Origin of the sequence: Kluyvera sichuanensis (assembly GCF_014218705.1) — a bacterium.
GTDB lineage: Bacteria > Pseudomonadota > Gammaproteobacteria > Enterobacterales > Enterobacteriaceae > Kluyvera > Kluyvera sichuanensis.
In genome coordinates, this window is the sequence record NZ_JABBJF010000005.1 from 57,160 (window position 1) to 74,691 (window position 17,532).

Annotated in this window: 16 protein-coding genes; 5 read left to right on the plus strand and 11 right to left on the minus strand. The window is 53.7% G+C overall.

What is annotated here, in order from left to right; all coding sequences use genetic code 11:
- Nucleotides 1-3: 3 nt before the first annotated feature.
- A complete protein-coding gene (tusA, locus tag HII27_RS07795) occupies nucleotides 4-249 on the minus strand; it encodes a sulfurtransferase TusA (protein WP_185667370.1) in 246 nt (81 codons plus the stop codon).
- 182 nt (nucleotides 250-431) lie between these two features.
- On the opposite strand from tusA, the gene HII27_RS07800 reads away from it, so the two are divergent.
- Together HII27_RS07800 and HII27_RS07805 are read left to right on the plus strand one after the other, a co-directional pair.
- A complete protein-coding gene (locus HII27_RS07800) occupies nucleotides 432-1,097 on the plus strand; it encodes a 7-cyano-7-deazaguanine/7-aminomethyl-7-deazaguanine transporter (protein ID WP_185667371.1) in 666 nt (221 codons plus the stop codon).
- 72 nt (nucleotides 1,098-1,169) lie between these two features.
- Nucleotides 1,170-1,727: a DcrB family lipoprotein gene (locus HII27_RS07805; RefSeq protein ID WP_185667372.1), complete on the plus strand. Its 558-nt coding sequence runs from the start codon at nucleotides 1,170-1,172 to the stop codon at nucleotides 1,725-1,727.
- Nucleotides 1,728-1,760: 33 nt separating this feature from the next.
- On the opposite strand, the gene HII27_RS07810 is transcribed toward HII27_RS07805, so the two are convergent.
- From HII27_RS07810 to HII27_RS07850, 9 genes are all read right to left on the minus strand, one after another.
- Nucleotides 1,761-2,951 (minus strand): MFS transporter, encoded by a 1,191-nt coding sequence (locus tag HII27_RS07810; protein ID WP_185667373.1) that lies wholly within the window; start codon nucleotides 2,949-2,951, stop codon nucleotides 1,761-1,763.
- 123 nt (nucleotides 2,952-3,074) lie between these two features.
- A complete protein-coding gene (gene arnF / locus HII27_RS07815) occupies nucleotides 3,075-3,464 on the minus strand; it encodes a 4-amino-4-deoxy-L-arabinose-phosphoundecaprenol flippase subunit ArnF (RefSeq protein ID WP_185667374.1) in 390 nt (129 codons plus the stop codon).
- Nucleotides 3,464-3,802 (minus strand): 4-amino-4-deoxy-L-arabinose-phosphoundecaprenol flippase subunit ArnE, encoded by a 339-nt coding sequence (gene arnE, locus HII27_RS07820; protein ID WP_185667375.1) that lies wholly within the window; start codon nucleotides 3,800-3,802, stop codon nucleotides 3,464-3,466. The genes arnF and arnE overlap by 1 nt, the downstream gene beginning before the upstream one ends.
- Entirely contained in the window at nucleotides 3,799-5,454 is a 1,656-nt protein-coding gene (gene arnT, locus HII27_RS07825) for a lipid IV(A) 4-amino-4-deoxy-L-arabinosyltransferase (protein WP_185667376.1), read from the minus strand. Before arnT ends, arnE begins: the two co-directional genes overlap by 4 nt.
- Entirely contained in the window at nucleotides 5,451-6,353 is a 903-nt protein-coding gene (gene arnD, locus HII27_RS07830) for a 4-deoxy-4-formamido-L-arabinose-phosphoundecaprenol deformylase (protein WP_185667377.1), read from the minus strand. The genes arnT and arnD overlap by 4 nt, the downstream gene beginning before the upstream one ends.
- A complete protein-coding gene (arnA, locus tag HII27_RS07835; protein ID WP_185667378.1) occupies nucleotides 6,350-8,335 on the minus strand; it encodes a bifunctional UDP-4-amino-4-deoxy-L-arabinose formyltransferase/UDP-glucuronic acid oxidase ArnA in 1,986 nt (661 codons plus the stop codon). Before arnA ends, arnD begins: the two co-directional genes overlap by 4 nt.
- Nucleotides 8,335-9,315 carry an undecaprenyl-phosphate 4-deoxy-4-formamido-L-arabinose transferase gene (gene arnC, locus HII27_RS07840; protein ID WP_185667379.1) on the minus strand — a complete coding sequence of 327 codons (981 nt, stop codon included), beginning with the start codon at nucleotides 9,313-9,315 and terminating at the stop codon, nucleotides 8,335-8,337. Before arnC ends, arnA begins: the two co-directional genes overlap by 1 nt.
- Nucleotide 9,316: 1 nt before the next feature.
- A complete protein-coding gene (arnB, locus tag HII27_RS07845; protein ID WP_185667380.1) occupies nucleotides 9,317-10,456 on the minus strand; it encodes a UDP-4-amino-4-deoxy-L-arabinose aminotransferase in 1,140 nt (379 codons plus the stop codon).
- 383 nt (nucleotides 10,457-10,839) lie between these two features.
- Entirely contained in the window at nucleotides 10,840-11,349 is a 510-nt protein-coding gene (locus HII27_RS07850; protein WP_185667536.1) for a phenolic acid decarboxylase, read from the minus strand.
- 96 nt (nucleotides 11,350-11,445) lie between these two features.
- On the opposite strand from HII27_RS07850, the gene HII27_RS07855 reads away from it, so the two are divergent.
- Together HII27_RS07855 and HII27_RS07860 are read left to right on the plus strand one after the other, a co-directional pair.
- Nucleotides 11,446-12,315 (plus strand): LysR family transcriptional regulator, encoded by an 870-nt coding sequence (locus HII27_RS07855; RefSeq protein WP_185667381.1) that lies wholly within the window; start codon nucleotides 11,446-11,448, stop codon nucleotides 12,313-12,315.
- Nucleotides 12,316-12,538: 223 nt separating this feature from the next.
- Entirely contained in the window at nucleotides 12,539-14,503 is a 1,965-nt protein-coding gene (locus tag HII27_RS07860) for a hypothetical protein (RefSeq protein ID WP_185667382.1), read from the plus strand.
- A gap of 69 nt (nucleotides 14,504-14,572) precedes the next feature.
- Here HII27_RS07860 and HII27_RS07865 read toward each other — a convergent pair whose 3' ends face one another.
- On the minus strand, nucleotides 14,573-15,763 hold the full coding sequence (locus tag HII27_RS07865; protein WP_185667383.1) for a BaiN/RdsA family NAD(P)/FAD-dependent oxidoreductase: 1,191 nt from the start codon (nucleotides 15,761-15,763) through the stop codon (nucleotides 14,573-14,575).
- Between the two features lie 230 nt (nucleotides 15,764-15,993).
- Between HII27_RS07865 and pitA the strand changes: the two genes are divergently transcribed.
- Nucleotides 15,994-17,481, plus strand: coding sequence for an inorganic phosphate transporter PitA (pitA, locus tag HII27_RS07870; RefSeq protein ID WP_185667384.1), 1,488 nt, complete (start codon nucleotides 15,994-15,996; stop codon nucleotides 17,479-17,481).
- Nucleotides 17,482-17,532 lie beyond the last annotated feature (51 nt).

The following is a 17,532-nucleotide window of genomic DNA, read 5'->3' on the forward strand; positions in this document are numbered from 1 at the left end:
CGATTAATGGCGCTTACGCAGCAAATACTGGTACGGCACTGACTCGGTCTGCTGAGCAATCAGCTCATGTTCCATAAAGCGGCAAAAACCGGGGATATCGCGCGTGGTGGCGGGATCGTCGGCAATAATCAGCAGCGTTTCCCCCACCGGCATCGTCCGCACGGTCTTACGCACCATCATTACCGGTTCCGGGCAGCGCAGCCCTTGCGCGTCTAAGGTGTGGTCGGGGCTGGAAAACAAATCGGTCATGAGCATCTCATCGTCAGAAAAAACGCGCTTAGTTTACGCTGACCCTGCCTCAACGCAACCAGGTTAACGATTGCGCGAAAAACAACCATTGCAATGAAACGGGAAAGCAGTATCATTCCGCCCCTGCAATGGGTTTGCAGACTTATTGGGTTCCCTCACCCCAACCACTAAAAAGGTACAATATGACTCCCTTTACTTCCTTACAGCGCCGACATGCGCTGGTTTGGCTATCGCTATTTCACCTGCTGGTGATCACTTCCAGTAACTATCTGGTGCAGCTGCCGGTTTCTATCTTCGGCTTCCACACTACCTGGGGCGCGTTTAGCTTTCCGTTTATCTTCCTTGCGACCGACCTGACCGTGCGAATCTTTGGCGCACCGCTGGCTCGCCGTATTGTTTTCGCGGTGATGGCACCGGCGCTGCTGATCTCCTACGTGATTTCATCGCTGTTCTATATGGGCGAATGGCAGGGCTTCGGCGCGCTGGCGCACTTTAACCTGTTCGTGGCCCGTATCGCCGCCGCCAGCTTTATGGCCTATGCCCTGGGGCAGATCCTTGACGTGCACGTGTTTAACCGCCTGCGTCAAAGCCGCCACTGGTGGCTTGCACCGACGGCCTCCACGCTGTTCGGTAACATCAGCGATACCCTGGCGTTCTTCTTTATCGCTTTCTGGCGCAGCACCGACCCGTTTATGGCGACACACTGGGTAGAAATCGCCCTCGTGGACTACTGCTTTAAAGTGCTGATCAGCATTGTTTTCTTCCTGCCGATGTACGGCGTGCTGCTGAATATGCTATTGAAAAGGCTGGCAGATAAATCTGATTTGTCAGCAATGCAGCCAGGTTAAGGGTTCATTACACGGGTTGTGATAAGATACGCAGATGAGCCGTTATGGCTATTTATCGAAAGGAAGATGTCAATGCGCAAATTGGTGAAATATGCTGGTATTGGCCTGCTGGTAATGGGCCTTGCGGCCTGTGACAACAGCGACACCAGCACCCCTGCACAAGGTTCTGCAGCCGCAAGCGATGCCGCAGGTCAGGCTATCAATCTGTTAGACGGTAAGCTGAACTTTACGCTGCCGGCCGGGATGACCGACCAGAGCGGTAAGCTGGGCACCCAGAGCAACAACATGCACGTCTACTCTGACGCCACCGGCATGAAAGCGGTCATCGTCATCGTTGGCGACGACACCACCGAAGATTTAGCGGTGCTGGCAAAACGTCTTGAAGATCAGCAGCGCAGCCGCGACCCGCAGCTGCAGGTGGTGACCAATAAATCTATCGACGTGAAGGGCCACACGCTGCAGCAGCTCGACAGCATCATCTCTGCTAAAGGGCAGACCGCGTACTCTTCCGTCGTACTGGGTAAAATCGATGGCAAACTGCTGACTATGCAGATCACACTGCCAGCGGACAACCAGCAGCAGGCTCAGTCTGACGCTGAGAAAATCATCAATACGCTGGTCATCAACTAAGTTTTGCTGACCGATAAACGGCCTCTCGCGTGCTTACGCCAGAGGCCGTTTTTTTAGCCGCCATCCCAGCAGCAATGCCACCGCCACCAGCCCCGCAGCGGCAATGTAAATCGTCGAAATGCCCATCCACGCCATCATCAGCCCGGCTAACGGCCCGGTAATACCCAGCGATAGATCCATAAACACGGTATAGGTTGCCAGCGCAGAGCCCTGATTCTGCTGCGGCACGGCTTTCACCGCCACCACGCCCAGCGCCGGGAACACCAGCGAGAATCCCGCCCCGGCCAAGAAGGTGCCGATTTTTGCCATCATTGGCGTATCTGCCACCCCTACCAACAGCAGGCCGACAATCTCCACCGAAAAGCAGATCATCGCTACGTTCAAGCCGCCCAGGCGGTTAATGCCGTTCGGGAACAGCAGACGTGTCCCTACGAATGCGCAGCTAAAGAGCGTGAGCGCAAACGCCGCGCCGTCCCAGCCTTTCGCGTCATAAAACAGGGTGATAAAGGTGGCGATTACCCCAAAGCCCGCGGAAGCCAGTGCCAGCGCCATACCATAAGGCCAGACGCGCCCCAGCACCGCGCGAAAAGACATCGGTTTGCCCTTTTTCGCTTTCACTTCTGCACGCGGCAGCGCGCACAGAATGGCTACGGCGGCTACCGCCATAATCGCCAATGCCAACCCCTCCAGCCCAACGTAGCGGTAGCACACCACGCCGAGCGGCGCGCCCATCGCCATCGCGCCATAGGTAACAATCCCGTTCCATGAGATAACCCGGCCAATATGCGGCGAACCCACGACGCCCACGCCCCAGAGCGTCGAGCCAGTACCGGCAAAGCTTTGGCCGATACCGAGGATCACGCGTCCCAGGCACAACAGCACCAGACTGAGCAGCGGCCAGGCGCTGCTCGTTGCTGCCAGCAGGTAGCTCAACCCGCTGAGGAAGCAGCCGCACAGCCCCATCACCACAATTCGTTTTGGCCCCAGCAGGTCAGCATAGCGCCCGGCATGCGGGCGGCTTAACAGCGTGGCGAAATATTGCAGGCTGATAACCAGCCCCGCCCAGAAGGCGCTGAATCCCATGACATCGTGGACATAGCCCGGCAGCACCGCCAGCGGCAGGCCAATGGTGAGGTAGCTTGCGAAGTTGAAGATAACGATGGAGACAATACGCAGGTTGAGGCGCAGGCCGCTAAGCGATTCCTCGGCGTCAGCTGCTGGCATAGATAATCCCTTATAGATGCAACGAAAAAAGCATTATTGCACATTTTGTAGCCCGGGCGAGGCGTTTACGCCGACCCCGGTGGAAGCTCGGAGCTAACCCCGGCGGCGCTGCGCTTGGCCGGGCTACGGGGTATGGGAAGGTTTGTTTGGCCAGAAGATGGTGATAACACCCGAGATAATGACGACCACGCCCAGCAGGCCGCGCCAGGAGAAGGGTTCATGCCAGCCGGGTAGCCAGATAGCGGCACACCACACCACCATATAGCTCAGGCTCAGCAGCGCGTAAGCTTTTGCCAGCGGCAGGCGCTTCAGGGCGAAGAACCAGCAGGCCATCGAGGCAACATAGCCGAACAGGCCGAGGAAAAGCGCCAGCGTGCCGTCGCCGAAATGCAGCAGGTGGAGCAGGAACGCCAGCGGCTGTTCCGCCGGTGGCAGCGTGGTCATCGCCACCCGCAGCGTCAGTTGGGCGGCGCTTACCAGCCCAACGCTCATTAATGCCCAGATAAGCCCCATCAGGCGCTGCTCCCTAGCAACATAATGCCGACAATAATCAGCCCAACGCCCGCCCAGTGACGGCGGTTGACCGGCTCACGCCAGATAGTACGGGCCGCCAGCGTCACCCAGACAAAGTTCAGGCTCAGCATCGGGTAAGCCACGCTGACCGGGATTTGCTGCAACACCAGCAGCCACAGCAGCATCCCCAGCCCGAGCATCGCCAGCGCGAGCCCAAGCCAGGTCAGCAGATGACGCCCACGCTGCCCGGCAGGTGCCGGGCGCGTGGCCTGTTTCTGGCATAGCTGCCCGGCACAGCTCAATAAGCTGGCGAGCAGCAGGCAGGCCCAGGTGATCATTGCGGACGGTACTGAATAAACGCGGTACGACCCATCACATACACCTCATCCGGTTTTGGCAACGGCAGATCCACCACTCTGGTATTGCGCTGCAGCTGCAGTACCAGAGAGATTGGCCCCTCCTGGCGATGCGCTTCCAGCCACTGTGGGAAATCTTCACTGGAGATAAAGCGCCCTTTAGCATCCGGATAGGAAAGACCGTATTTCAGCTCGCCCGTCTGCGAATACATGATGACGTCGCTGCGGTTCAGTTCCCAGGCAAGCCCTGCGGCGATACCGACGTTGTTGCTCAGTACGTAGCGGCTTGGAGTCAGCGACTCGCTCACAATATCCACCAGGAACTGCGGCTGCTTACTGTCGGTCACGCGGTCAGGAATCGCAAAGCCCACCAGCAGCGCTAACCCCATCGGGCAGAGTGCCGCCAGCGTCCAGCGCGGCGTAGTCGACTTGATAGACAACCAGCCCATCAGCGCCCAGACAAAGAACGCCACCGCCGCCAGCACGCACTTATACAGCTCAATCTGCATCCACACCGGGTGCTTCATCGGCCCCCACGGCGACACAACAACCACCGCCACCAAACCCACCACGCCGAAGGCGATGTTGATGATGCCATTAATCCGCAGCGCCTTCGCACCCACTTTTGCCGCATCCACCGCATAGCGCGCCATCAGCATCGCCAACGGCCCAAAGCACGGCAGAATATAGGTCGGCAGCTTGCCTTTTGCGATGCTGAAGAACAGGAACGGCATCACTATCCAGCCCAACAGATAGAACGCGCTGCCCTGGCCTTGACGATCGCGCCAGCCGAGCTTCAACGCGCCCGGCAGCAGCGCCAGCCACGGCAGGCTCCCGGCAATCAGGAACGGCAGATAATACCAGAACGGCGCTTTATGCTGAGCGTCGCTCTGCGCAAAACGCTGAATATGCTCGACCCAGAAGAAGTAGCGCCAGAAGTCGCCTTCACGCTGCGCAATCGCCAGCCCCCACGGCAGCACGGTGAGCACGCACACCAGCACCGACAGCCAGCCCCAGATAAGGACTTCCCGCCAGCGCTTCTGGGCGATAACCCACGGCAGCACGCCGATGACCGGCACCGCTAGCGCCAGGAACCCTTTGGTCATCACCCCCATGCCGCAGGCGATACCGAGCAGCACGTAGCCCCAGAAGCGTTCACCGGTGGTTTTCGCCGACGCCGCCAGCCAGAAGCTGAACATCGCCAGGGTCATCCACAGGGTAATCATTGGGTCGAGCACCGCGTAGGTGCCGATACCGTAGACCAGGAACGCCGTCAGGAAGATAACCCCGGAGAACACCGCCACTTTCTTGTCGCGCCAGATACGCCAGGCAAGCCAGGCCACCAGCAGCGCAGATACGGTGATAGAGAACACCGAGCCAAAGCGCACGCCAAAGTTGTTATGCCCAAACAGCCACTGACCAATGCTGTTGATCCAGTAGCCCGCAATCGGCTTTTCAAAATAACGCAGGCCGAGGAAGTGCGGCACAACCCAGTCGCCGGTGGCCAGCATTTCACGGCTGATCTCGGCGTAGCGGGTTTCATCCGGCTGCCACAGCAACCGGAAGTTGAGGGGCAGAAGGTAGTAAAGAACGAACAATGCAACTAACGAAATACCGTAGCGAAGGGATTTCATACATCGGGGCTCAATAGTTGTTGGCAACCAAGCCAGCCTTCACGGCCAGCCAACTCTCCCCGTACCACCTTCCCGACCGGGAGTTGACGGAAGTCATCCGGAAGAAGCTGGCTCAGCGGGCAAAACAGAATTTCCTGTTGCGCCGCCAGGGTCAGCAGATAATCGAACTGTTCGGCGCATACACCGCCTTCAACCTCTGCATGAATGGTATAAACCGGCGTACCGGTATCTTTGCGGATCTGCTCCAGCAGCCAGCGGTTATAGCCTTCCGCGCTGACCACGGTGCCGACGGCTTCATCCCAGGTTGGCAGAGTAACCGGGATCTGCACGGTAGCCATCTCCCCATTAGCCAACTGTGGAAGAAACGGTTGCGTGCCGCGACAATCGCTGTTGTAGTGAAAATCAAAGGACTCTTTGGCCTTCACCACGCGCTGATCCGCACGCCAGCCCGCCACCGCAGAACAGGAGACCGGACGGCCGAGAATAGACTCCAGCTCACGCAAGCCGCGCCCAATCTCTTCTACCAGTTGCTGCTCTTTCCACACGCCGCTCCACTGCTGCCAGCGGTGATGATCCCAGGCGTGGAGCCCGACTTCATGCACCTGCGCAACGCTGCGGATAATCTCCGCGTTTGCCGCACCGATACGTCGTCCAGGCCAGGCCGTGCCGGCGAGGAGAATATCCCAGCCATACAGCGATGCTGCGCGCGAGCGCAGCATCTTCCACAAGAACTTCGGTTTTACCAGGCGCCACAAGTGGCGCCCCATGTTATCCGGCCCGACGCTGAAGAAAAAACTGGCCTGTACGCGGTGCTTTTTGAGCACCGCCATCAGCCGTGGTACGCCCTCGCGAGTGCCGCGAAAGGTGTCCACATCAACGCGCAAACCTACTTTTTTCATGATGATTTTTCATCCGTCAGTTCAACCGTGCGCAGGAAGAAGTCCAGCGTCTCTTCAACGGTCTGCTGCATTTCTACCGTCGGCTGCCAGTCAAGGCAACGTTTGGCGTTACGGATGCTCGGCTTACGGTGCTCAACGTCCTGATAGCCTTTGCCGTAGTAGTCGCTGCTTTCCACTTCACGGAAGCCAGCAAACGGCGGGAAGCGGTCGCGCAGCGGGTGACGTTCGAAGCAGTCGAGCAGCATTTCCGCCAGCTCTTTGATGCTCGCTTCGTTGTCCGGGTTACCGATGTTGATGATCTGCCCATCGCAGCGGCCATCTTTGTTCTCGATGATGCGGAACAGCGCTTCGATACCGTCGCTGATGTCGGTGAAGCAACGTTTCTGCTTGCCGCCTTCGATCAGTTTGATCGGTGAACCTTCAACCAGGTTGAGGATCAGCTGGGTGATCGCACGGGAGCTACCGATACGCGCGGCGTTCAGGTTATCCAGACGCGGGCCCATCCAGTTAAACGGACGGAACAGGGTAAATTTGAGGCCGGTTTTGTCGCCGTAGGCCCAAATCACGCGGTCCAGCAGCTGCTTGGAAACCGAGTAGATCCAACGCTGTTTGCTGATTGGCCCCACCACCAGGTTGGAGGTGTCTTCATCGAAGTTGGCGTCGGTGCACATGCCGTACACTTCGGAAGTCGACGGGAAGATGATGCGCTTGTTGTACTTCACGCAGTCGCGAATAATCTTCAGGTTCTCTTCGAAGTCCAGCTCGAACACGCGCAGCGGGTTACGGGTGTATTCGATAGGGGTCGCAATCGCCACCAGCGGCAGCACCACGTCACATTTCTTAATGTGGTACTCGATCCACTCGGAGTGGATACTGATGTCACCTTCCACAAAGTGGAAACGCGGGCAGTCGAGGAAGCGGCTGATGGCGTCAGAGCCAATATCCAGGCCGTAAATCTCGTAGTTGTCGTCCTCAAGCAGGCGTTCGGTCAGGTGGTTACCGATAAAGCCGTTCACGCCCAGAATCAGCACGCGAGTACGACGTTTCACCGCCACAAACGGACGGCTGGAGAGCAGCGCACCGGCCACCAGGCCCATCGCTGGCGCCAGCTGAGTACCCTGCATGTAAACGCCGTTAGCGCTCTGACCGGTAACGATTTCCAGCGCGCCTTCACCGCAGGCAACCACCAGTGGAGCCACGGACAGCACGGTACCTGGCTTCGCGGCGGCCATATCGGTACGCACGCGGGATTTCCAGACAATAAATTTGTTGGTGCCAACATAGCCAAACGCGCCCGGCCACGGATCGCTCACCGCGCGCACCAGGTTGTGCAGTTCCTGCGCCGGTTTTTCCCAGGTCAGACGACCGTCATCTGGGGTACGACGACCCACGTAGGTTGCCTGAGTATCGTCCTGCGCACGTTCCTGCGTCTGACCGCTGCGAATTTTTGGCAGCGCGTCGCCCAGCAGCGTCTGGGAAGCCGCGCACAGCTTACGGTGCAGCGACAGCGCTACGTCAGAATCGGCGATGGCGACGGTCTGCTGCGCCACAATGTCGCCCGCATCAGCGCGGTTAGTCATGCGATGCAGGGTAACGCCGGTCTCTTTCTCACCGTTCACCAGCACCCAGTTCAGCGGCGCGCGGCCACGGTATTTAGGCAGCAGCGAGCCGTGCAGGTTGAAGGCGCCTTTTGGTGCCAGATTGAGAATCTCGTCGCTCAGCAGGTTGCGATAGTAGAAGGAGAAAATCACTTCCGGTGCCATCGCACGAATACGGTCAACCCACAGCGGGTGGTTCACATCTTCCGGCGCATAGACGGTAATGCCCTGCTCGGCCGCCAGACGGGCAACGGAGCCAAAGAAGTTGTTTTCACCGGCGTTATCCGGGTGAGTGAAGATCGCCTCAATGTCGTATCCGGCGTCCAGCAGTGCCTGAATACCGGTGCAACCCATGTCGTGATAGGCAAATACAACAGCTTTCATTAACGATTTTCCTCTTCAGATTCCAGATTTTCCTGGCGAACAACACGTTGAATAAAGTAACGAGGACGGGCGCGCACGTCGTTGTAGATGCGGCCGATATACTCCCCGAGCAGACCCATGCCGATAAACTGGGCCCCGATAAACATGAACAGAATGGCGAACAGCATGAACACCCCGTCCCCCGCCCATTCCGGGCCCAGCGCCAGGCGCAGCACCACTAACAGAATGGAGAAGGCAAAGCCGAGCACGGCGATGACGCTGCCGACCACGCTCAGAAGACGCAGCGGCGTGGTGGTTAAACAGGTCACCAGGTCGTACATCAGGTTGATCAGGCGCATAAAGCTGTATTTCGAGTCGCCGAACTCACGCTCGGCGTGCATCACCGGGATCTCCACGGCGCGGCGAGCAAAGGTGTTCGCCAGAATCGGGATAAAGGTGCTGCGTTCGTGGCAGTTGAGCATCGCGTCGATGATGTGGCGGCGATAGGCGCGCAGCATGCAGCCGTAGTCGCCCATCGCTTTACCAGTGGTCCGTTGGATCAGACGGTTAATCATCTTCGACGCGGTTTTACGGAAGATGCTGTCCTGACGGTTCTGACGCACGGTGCCGACCACGTCATAGCCTTCGTCCGCTTTTTCGACCAGCCGCGGAATCTCCTCCGGCGGGTTTTGCAGGTCAGCATCAAGGGTGATGATCAGGTCGCCGGTGACGTGGCTGAAGCCCGCCATAATCGCCGAGTGCTGGCCGTAGTTACGGTTCAGCAGCACCGCCACGATGTGGCTTTCAGGCGCTTCTGCCGCTTCAACCAGCATGCGCGCGGAGTCGTCGCTGCTGCCGTCATCAACCAGCAAAATTTCATAGTCACGGTTCAGGGTCGCGCAGGCCGCGTCGGTACGGCGGATTAACTCCGGCAGGCTATCCTGCTCGTTGTAGACCGGGATCACGACGGAGACTTTCTTAACTAACGGGTACTCAAACATATCAACGGCCTGCTAACTGGTGGAGCGCCGTAATGACACGGGTGGTGTCGTCATCGGTCATATCCGGGAAAAGAGGTAATGAACAGATACGCGCGCTGTTCCATTCGGTATTCGGCAGGGAGAGTTCCGGGAAGCGCTCGCGGTAATATTTCTGCGTATGCGCCGCGCGGAAGTGCAGCCCGGTGCCAATGCCTTGCGACTTGAGCTGCTCCATCAGCGCATCACGGCTGATACCGCAGCGCGCTTCATCCACGCGAATAATGAACAGGTGCCAGGCGTGCAGGTGCGGCCAGCTCGGTACGGCCAGCGGCTGGAATGGCGTGTCGGCCAGTTCCTGCACGTAGCGCTGCGCAATGTCGTTGCGACGCTGGTTGGCCTGCCCTAATTTGCCCAACTGAACCAGCGCCAGCGCGGCGTTGATGTCGGCCAGGTTGTACTTAAAGCCCGGACTAATCACTTCCGCCTGCGGAGCGCGACCATGGGTCTGGCGGTCATAGGCATCAACGCCGAGACCGTGGAATTTGAGGCTGCGAATGCGGTTTGCCAGCTGTTCGTCGTCGGTGACAATCAGCCCGCCCTCAGCGCTGGTCATGTTTTTAATGGCGTGGAAGGAGAAAATCGCCGTTCCCTGCCAGCCAACATGATGACCTTTGTAGTAGGTACCCGCCGCATGCGCCGCATCTTCAATCATCGGAATACCGTGACGTTCAGCGACCGCGCGAATACCGTCGATATCCGCAGGCGCGCCGGCATAGTGCACGGGAATGATGGCTTTAGTGCGCGGGGTAATCGCCGCTTCAACCGCCTCAGGGGTAATCATCAGATTGTCACGATCGACATCGATCATTACCGGCGTAGCGCCCAGCAGCACGATCATATTGAGGGTGGAAACCCAGGTTTGCGAAGGGGTGATAACTTCATCGCCAGGACCAATACCGAGGGCCATCAGCGTGACGTGCATACCACCGGTCGCGGAGCTCACGGCAATCGAGAAACGGTTGCCCGTCAGGGCGCAAAACGCCTCTTCCAGCGCCTGGTTTTTTGGCCCGGTGGTGATCCAACCAGATTGCAGCACCTCTTTCAGCGCTGCGAACTCCGCCTCGCCCATAGAGGGACGTGAAAACGGCAGAAAATCACTCATGAATGTTCCTTACCCTATAACGCAAATGAGTACGCCTGATTCGTGAATAAAACGGTGCTATCGCGATGTTGTTAAAATCAGGAATAGATAGATGTGATAATTAAACCTACAACATTGAATTGCGGTAAAAGTATCAGTGTTATCTTAGGATAAGATTAAGAAAGAAATGCGCATTCGCACAATAAATGATTAATAAACAAAATCAATACTTTATAAAGGTCATTGTTCTCGCTGAATTTTTGTAAAAAAAAGCCCAGCTTGCATTGCAACTGGGCTCTGGTTCACATAATTCAACGTTTTCTAAACAAAGACTTTATTTATGATCCGTTTTAATATCCGTTGCATATTAGTGTAATAAATAACGCGTAGGGCGCTGGTAAACCCTAGCGTAAATTAGCAGGGAAATCTTTTGGCAATTCGCTCGCCGCGCAGTTAATGACGCTGTCATTATCGGCCCCGCAGTCGCGTACGAAGGTAATGGTCGCGAATTCATCAATCACTTCCGTTGGGTATGCCGGGCCCGCATCACGGTAGGCGTTCATCAGCGGAATGTGCTCATTCTGGAAGCAGACGGTTTTTTCCGGGTTGTTCATCACCCAACGTGGGAAGAAGATAGTGCCGTGGAACAGTTTGTCGCCCAGATTCGCAATCAGGCTGACGTCGGTACCGGTCGGCTCGGTCCAGGAAATTTTGTAGATGCTTTCGCCAACGCGAACAATGTAGGCCTGCTGATCTTTCACCCAACGATTCGCCACGATACCGCTGTGAATACGGTAATCAAGGGTGTGGTCGTTTTTCACGTAAATCTCGTAATTCCAGCCGTTGTCGTAGGTATAGACCAGATGTTTGCCAACGAAACCGCTCAGATCGTGTTTATCAAAGTTGCTCATAATGAAATCTCCTTGTGTCGATGCAGAGATCTTATTGCTTTAAAAAGTAAATGAATAACGCTATGTTTCAATGAAACCCATCTACTTTTTAAATAAATTATGCATAAAACGACGCTGGAACAATGGGCACTGCTGGAGAAGGTGGTGGAGCTGGGTAGCTTTGCCAAAGCGGCTGAAGAGACTCACCGTAGCCAGTCGTCGGTGAGCTACAACCTGGCGCTATTGCAGGAAAGGCTTGGCGTGGCGCTGCTGATCCCGGAAGGCCGCCGGGCAGTGTTAACCCCGGCCGGTGAGCTGCTGCTCGCGCAGGTCAAACCGCTACTCAAGGCCTTCGCCTGGGTAGAGACCCGCGCCGCCACGCTGCGTGAAGGCATGCGCACCCGGCTGGATTTAGTGGTCGACAGTATTTTCCCACGCGAGCGGCTATTCGCCATTTTGCGCCAGTTTCAGCAGCGCTATCCGCAAACGCAGGTGCGCTTAACCGAAGTGCTGGAGAACGCCAGCGGTAACGATGTGATTCAGGCTGAAGCGGACGTGATGGTGCTGACCCGCCGTCAGGACATCACCGGGCGCGGTGAATGGCTGATGAATATCGATTTTGTCGCCGTCGCCCATCGCGATCATCCCCTCTTCAACCAGGAAGGCCCGCTCAACGACGAACAGCTACGCCCCTGGCCGCTGATCCGCATTGCCGATAACGACAGCGAAAGCCAGGCCGGGCGCGACGCGTGGACCTTTTCAACCATTGATGCCGCGATTGACGCGGTGATGTATCAGGTAGGGTACGGTTGGCTGCCGGAGGAGAGAATTCAACATGAACTGGCGCAGGGGATGTTAAAGACGCTGCCGCTCAGCCACGGCATACGGCGCGCCACGCCGCTGCATCTGATCGTCAAACGGGATTTAGCCCCGCTCGACGAACAGGTGGAGATGCTGCTGCGGCTCTTTAGTAAACAACTCAACCCTTGACCCTAGTGCCTGCAATAGAAAGGCTATACATTGAACTCAGTGATATAAAAGATATTTGATATATAGTAGAATTTTATTCTTACTTCTAGATGTAAACAATTTATTAATCTGAAAAAATATAAAATAAAAGAATTTAAAAAAATAACATTAGATATTTCTTATTTTTATTTACATGATGTATGATCGGTATGCATCTATAAATAAAATTAGGGTATGAAAATCTATGTCAGACTTTGGTATAAGAACTCCCTTACTACATCTTGCCTTACTCGAAACGCTAAAAGCAGATGAAATTCAAGACGAAATTGATCTATTTCTTCCATTTATTGCAGTTACAGCCTCAGAAATAGGCAAGCAAGTTATTGATGAGATTGATATTCAGGAGAATCTCTTAAACAGTTTCGGCTTTAAACCACCTATTGCCGCAGTCAGGGTGTTAATGACTCGAGCAAAAAATAGAGGGTTGTTAATCAAAGAAAATAATGCTTTCATTCCTTGTCATGAGAAAATTATTGAATGGAAAAATGGATACGAGCATAAGCAAGAAGATGTCAGTACCTCACTTAGAAGCCTTAAACAAGAATTTGTGAATTTTACACTTGAGCAATTTCAAAAAAATCTTACGATGGATGATGCTGAAAAATTTATCCTTCGCTTTATAGAACAAAATGTAAGCAGTGTTCTTAGTGAGCGAGCATATCGTAAAAGTGAACTTAATGCGACAATCAAAAACTCTGACCATTTAATTGCTTCTTTCATCAGTTATATACACCGTAGCCAACCGGCATTATTAGAACATTTTAGCCGGTGTGTTAAAGGTATGCTATTGGCAAACTATTTATTTTATGCTGATAAAGTTTCCGATAAACAATCGTATACCGGAATTACGGTTTATCTTGACTCACCAATTGTATTAGGTCTACTTGGTTATAGTGGCAAGCAAGCAAATGAAGCCTACAGTGATTTTATAAAACTATTAAATTCATTAAATATTACAATATGTATTTTTGATCGCACACTTGATGAAATCGAAGGACTTCTTAACGCTTGGAAAAGTGATCTTAGTCGAAAACATTATGGCAGGTTTAATACAAAAACTCTCGAATGGCTCAAAAGTTCAGGTTTTGATGCCGCTAGATTAGATACAGAAATTAAGTTGTTACCAAAAAAAATTAGTCAAACCGGTATAAATATTATTCAAGGGTTTAAAGCAAAACCTCATTTTCAGTGCGATGAAAATGCCCTAGAAAGCGCTATTGCACGTAGATTCAGCCCAAACAAAAACTATGAGCATGACACCATATGTATTTCCAGAGTTCATAATCAGCGGGAAGGCAAATCAATAAATAGCCTAAATCAGAAATTCAGCGTTTTTGTTACCCATAATACAATACTTCAAAGAATTGCTTACGAATTTTTCCGAAAAGAACTTGGGCGTGAGACAATACCTATTGTAGTTTCTGAACAATGGATGACTGCTATGTTTTGGTTAAAAAGACCAGATATTTATGGCCATCTTCCTCAAGAGCAACTTCTTTCTACCGCATATAGCCTTCTTTATACAGATGATAAATTCTGGGAATCCTTTCTCGAGAGACTCGAAAAAATTCAAAAAAGAGGGGGGATCACGGAAGAAGACTTCTTACGTATACGTTGGGATAGCGACCTGCTTAAACTTGTACATAAAGTATCTGTAGATGTCGGAGAAGATTTTTCAGAAGAAGATATTTTTGATGTTGTAGCAAAGATAAATGAAAAACATGAAGAGAAGCACCTTGCAGAAATAGAAAAATTGCAAATCAATCAAAAGGGAGAAATTGAAAGGATTCGTTCAAATGCTAATTTTTTGATAGAAACTGCGGAGAACCAAAAATATAAAGCAGAAGATAGACTTGAAAAATTAGAGCGAAAAATAAAAAAGTCCTCCATGATTTTTTCGAAAATTATTGCGTGGTCCTTTACTGCTATTTGTTTAATGGCTCTAGTTTTTACTGCACTCAAATCTATACCACTAGAAAATCAGCCGGAAATTTTCAAAATAGATAACCCAGTAATTACTATCGGGGTAATCCTGACAATATCCCTTGGATTAATGGCCAGCATATTTGGTAAAGACCTTTCATTTTTCCATAATAGAATTCGTACTTCAATTGAAAGGAAATTAATAAATCTGATACTAGATAAATAAAAAAATCATAAAATCCCGCCCCTAAGAATATAATTCCAGGGGCGGTAAAAGATTTTGATATATATTATTTTATTCCGCCAACGCCTGCGCACACGCCCAGGCGCTGGACCACGCCCACTGGAAGTTATAGCCGCCCAGCCAGCCGGTCACGTCCATCACTTCGCCGATAAAGTACAGCCCCGGCGCTTTCTTTGCTTCCATGGTGCGTGAAGAGAGTTCATTGGTGTCCACGCCGCCCAGCGTCACTTCTGCCGTGCGATAGCCTTCGGTGCCGTTTGGCTGTACGCGCCAGTCGGTCAGGGTATCCACCAGCGTTTGCTGCTCGCGAACGTTCAGTTGCTTAAGGGTGACGTCAGGAATTTGTCCAAGCTGTTGCAGGCATTCAACCAACCGTTTCGGCAGCTGCATCGCCAGCGTGTTTTTCAGGCTCTGGTTCGGATGCTCGGCGCGCTGGACGTCGAGGAAGTCCGCCAGATCGATATCCGGCAGTAAATTAATGCTCACAAACTCGCCCGCCTGCCAATAGCTTGAGATTTGCAGCACTGCGGGGCCAGATAGGCCACGGTGGGTGAAAAGCAGACTTTCGCGGAACACCGTGCCGTCCTGCGCGGTGATGATTGACGGCACCGACACGCCGGAAAGCACCTGCAGCTGTTCGAGCATTGGCTTGTGCAACGTAAACGGCACCAGGCCCGCGCGGGTAGGCAGCACCTTCAGACCAAACTGCTCGGCAACTTTATAGCCGAACGGCGTCGCCCCAAGGCCCGGCATCGACAGGCCGCCGCTGGCAATCACCAGCTTATCCGCCGACACTTGATCGCCGTTGAGCTGCAGGGTGTAGCCTTCGTCGTCGCGGGTGACGCTCAGGATTTCGCTGCGCAGGCGCGTGATCACGTTGCCCTTTTCACACTCGGCGACCAGCATCGCCACGATTTGATCGGCGGAGTCATCGCAGAAAAGCTGCCCGAGGGTCTTTTCATGCCAGGCAATACCGTGCTTGCCGACCATGTCGATAAAGTCCCATTGGGTATAGCGCGCCAGCGCAGATTTGCAGAAATGCGGGTTTTGGCTCAGATATGCCGCGGGTTCGACATAAAGGTTAGTAAAATTGCAGCGACCGCCGCCGGACATGAGGATTTTACGTCCCGGTTTTTTACCGTTATCCAGCAGCAAAACGCGGCGCCCAGCTTGCCCCGCCATGGCGGCACAAAACATTCCTGCCGCTCCGGCACCCACTACAATGGCATCAAACCTTTCCACGCACTATCCTCAACTTAGGTATTGTCGGGAATTGTAAATTTTTCACCGAAGTCGTACCAGTGAAATATCGACAAACCCGACTTATCTGATTGATACAAAATAAATAATTCTTTCTGACCTTTAAAATAGTATGGACAAATATCAAAAAAAATAGAGATTTCACTTTGCCCGCGCCGCCAATGTCCCTGATAATGCCGCGCGTTCATGTCCTCAAAATGGCGTAACGTCCTATGTTACATTTGTTTGCTGGTCTGGATTTACATACCGGGCTGTTGTTAGTACTGGCACTGTTGTTTGTTCTTTTCTACGAAGCGATTAACGGCTTCCACGATACGGCTAACGCAGTGGCTACCGTAATTTATACTCGCGCTATGCGCTCACAGCTTGCTGTGGCGATGGCTGCGATCTTTAACTTCTTCGGCGTTCTGTTGGGCGGCCTGAGTGTAGCTTATGCCATCGTGCATATGCTGCCGACGGATCTGTTGCTCAATATGGGCTCCGCTCACGGCCTCGCCATGGTCTTTTCCATGCTGCTGGCGGCTATTATCTGGAACCTCGGCACCTGGTATTTTGGTCTGCCTGCGTCCAGCTCCCACACGCTTATCGGTGCCATTATCGGTATTGGTTTAACCAATGCGATGATGACCGGAACGTCCGTGGTTGATGCCCTCAACATCCCGAAAGTGATTAACATTTTCGCGTCGTTGATCGTGTCACCAATTGTGGGTCTGGTCTTTGCTGGCGGTCTGATTTTCCTGCTGCGTCGTTTCTGGAGCGGCACCAAAAAACGCGCTCGTATCCACCTGACTCCTGCTGAACGTGAAAAGAAAGACGGTAAGAAAAAACCGCCGTTCTGGACCCGTATTGCTCTGATCCTCTCCGCGATTGGCGTGGCATTCTCCCACGGCGCGAACGACGGTCAGAAAGGCATTGGTCTGGTGATGCTGGTACTGATTGGCGTTGCTCCGGCAGGCTTCGTGGTTAACATGAACGCTTCCGGCTACGAAATCACGCGTACCCGCGATGCGGTCAACAACGTTGAAACGTTCTTCCAGCAGCGCCCTGAACTGCTGCTGAAAGTCCAGAACAGCGCTGACCCGTTAACCCCTGCAGCGCTGGAAGCCACCGAGTTCCATTGCCACCCGGCTAACACCATGAACGCGCTTGAGCGTACCAAGGCGATGCTGTCGGGAATCGAGAGCTACGATAAACTCTCGGTAGAGCAGCGCGGTCAACTTCGTCGTATCATGCTTTGCATCTCTGATACCACCGATAAAGTGGCCAAGATGCCGGAAGTGAATGCCGACGATCAGCGTCTGTTGAAGAAGCTGAAAACCGACATGCTGAGCACCATTGAGTACGCGCCAATCTGGATTATTATGGCGGTCGCACTGGCACTGGGCATTGGTACCATGATCGGCTGGCGTCGCGTTGCCACCACTATCGGTGAAAAAATCGGTAAGAAAGGCATGACCTACGCTCAGGGTATGTCCGCACAGATGACCTCTGCGGTGTCCATCGGTCTGGCAAGCTATACCGGGATGCCGGTCTCCACGACGCACGTACTCTCCTCTTCCGTGGCGGGTACCATGCTGGTTGATGGCGGCGGGTTACAGCGTAAAACCGTGACCAACATTCTGATGGCCTGGGTCTTCACCCTGCCGGCCTCTATCATTCTTTCCGGCGTGCTGTACTGGATCTCGCTGAAGCTTATCTAAGTCAGCGGCGATAAAAACATAAAAACGGGTCAGGAAACTGGCCCGTTTTTT

Bases quoted from the DNA above. Each gene is read 5' to 3' on its own strand.
- tusA (WP_185667370.1), bottom strand. From the start codon at position 249: ATGACCGATTTGTTTTCCAGCCCCGACCACACCTTAGACGCGCAAGGG.
- HII27_RS07800 (WP_185667371.1), top strand. From the start codon at position 432: ATGACTCCCTTTACTTCCTTACAGCGCCGACATGCGCTGGTTTGGCTA.
- HII27_RS07805 (WP_185667372.1), top strand. From the start codon at position 1,170: ATGCGCAAATTGGTGAAATATGCTGGTATTGGCCTGCTGGTAATGGGC.
- HII27_RS07810 (WP_185667373.1), bottom strand. From the start codon at position 2,951: ATGCCAGCAGCTGACGCCGAGGAATCGCTTAGCGGCCTGCGCCTCAAC.
- arnF (WP_185667374.1), bottom strand. From the start codon at position 3,464: ATGGGGCTTATCTGGGCATTAATGAGCGTTGGGCTGGTAAGCGCCGCC.
- arnE (WP_185667375.1), bottom strand. From the start codon at position 3,802: ATGATCACCTGGGCCTGCCTGCTGCTCGCCAGCTTATTGAGCTGTGCC.
- arnT (WP_185667376.1), bottom strand. From the start codon at position 5,454: ATGAAATCCCTTCGCTACGGTATTTCGTTAGTTGCATTGTTCGTTCTT.
- arnD (WP_185667377.1), bottom strand. From the start codon at position 6,353: ATGAAAAAAGTAGGTTTGCGCGTTGATGTGGACACCTTTCGCGGCACT.
- arnA (WP_185667378.1), bottom strand. From the start codon at position 8,335: ATGAAAGCTGTTGTATTTGCCTATCACGACATGGGTTGCACCGGTATT.
- arnC (WP_185667379.1), bottom strand. From the start codon at position 9,315: ATGTTTGAGTACCCGTTAGTTAAGAAAGTCTCCGTCGTGATCCCGGTC.
- arnB (WP_185667380.1), bottom strand. From the start codon at position 10,456: ATGAGTGATTTTCTGCCGTTTTCACGTCCCTCTATGGGCGAGGCGGAG.
- HII27_RS07855 (WP_185667381.1), top strand. From the start codon at position 11,446: ATGCATAAAACGACGCTGGAACAATGGGCACTGCTGGAGAAGGTGGTG.
- HII27_RS07860 (WP_185667382.1), top strand. From the start codon at position 12,539: ATGTCAGACTTTGGTATAAGAACTCCCTTACTACATCTTGCCTTACTC.
- pitA (WP_185667384.1), top strand. From the start codon at position 15,994: ATGTTACATTTGTTTGCTGGTCTGGATTTACATACCGGGCTGTTGTTA.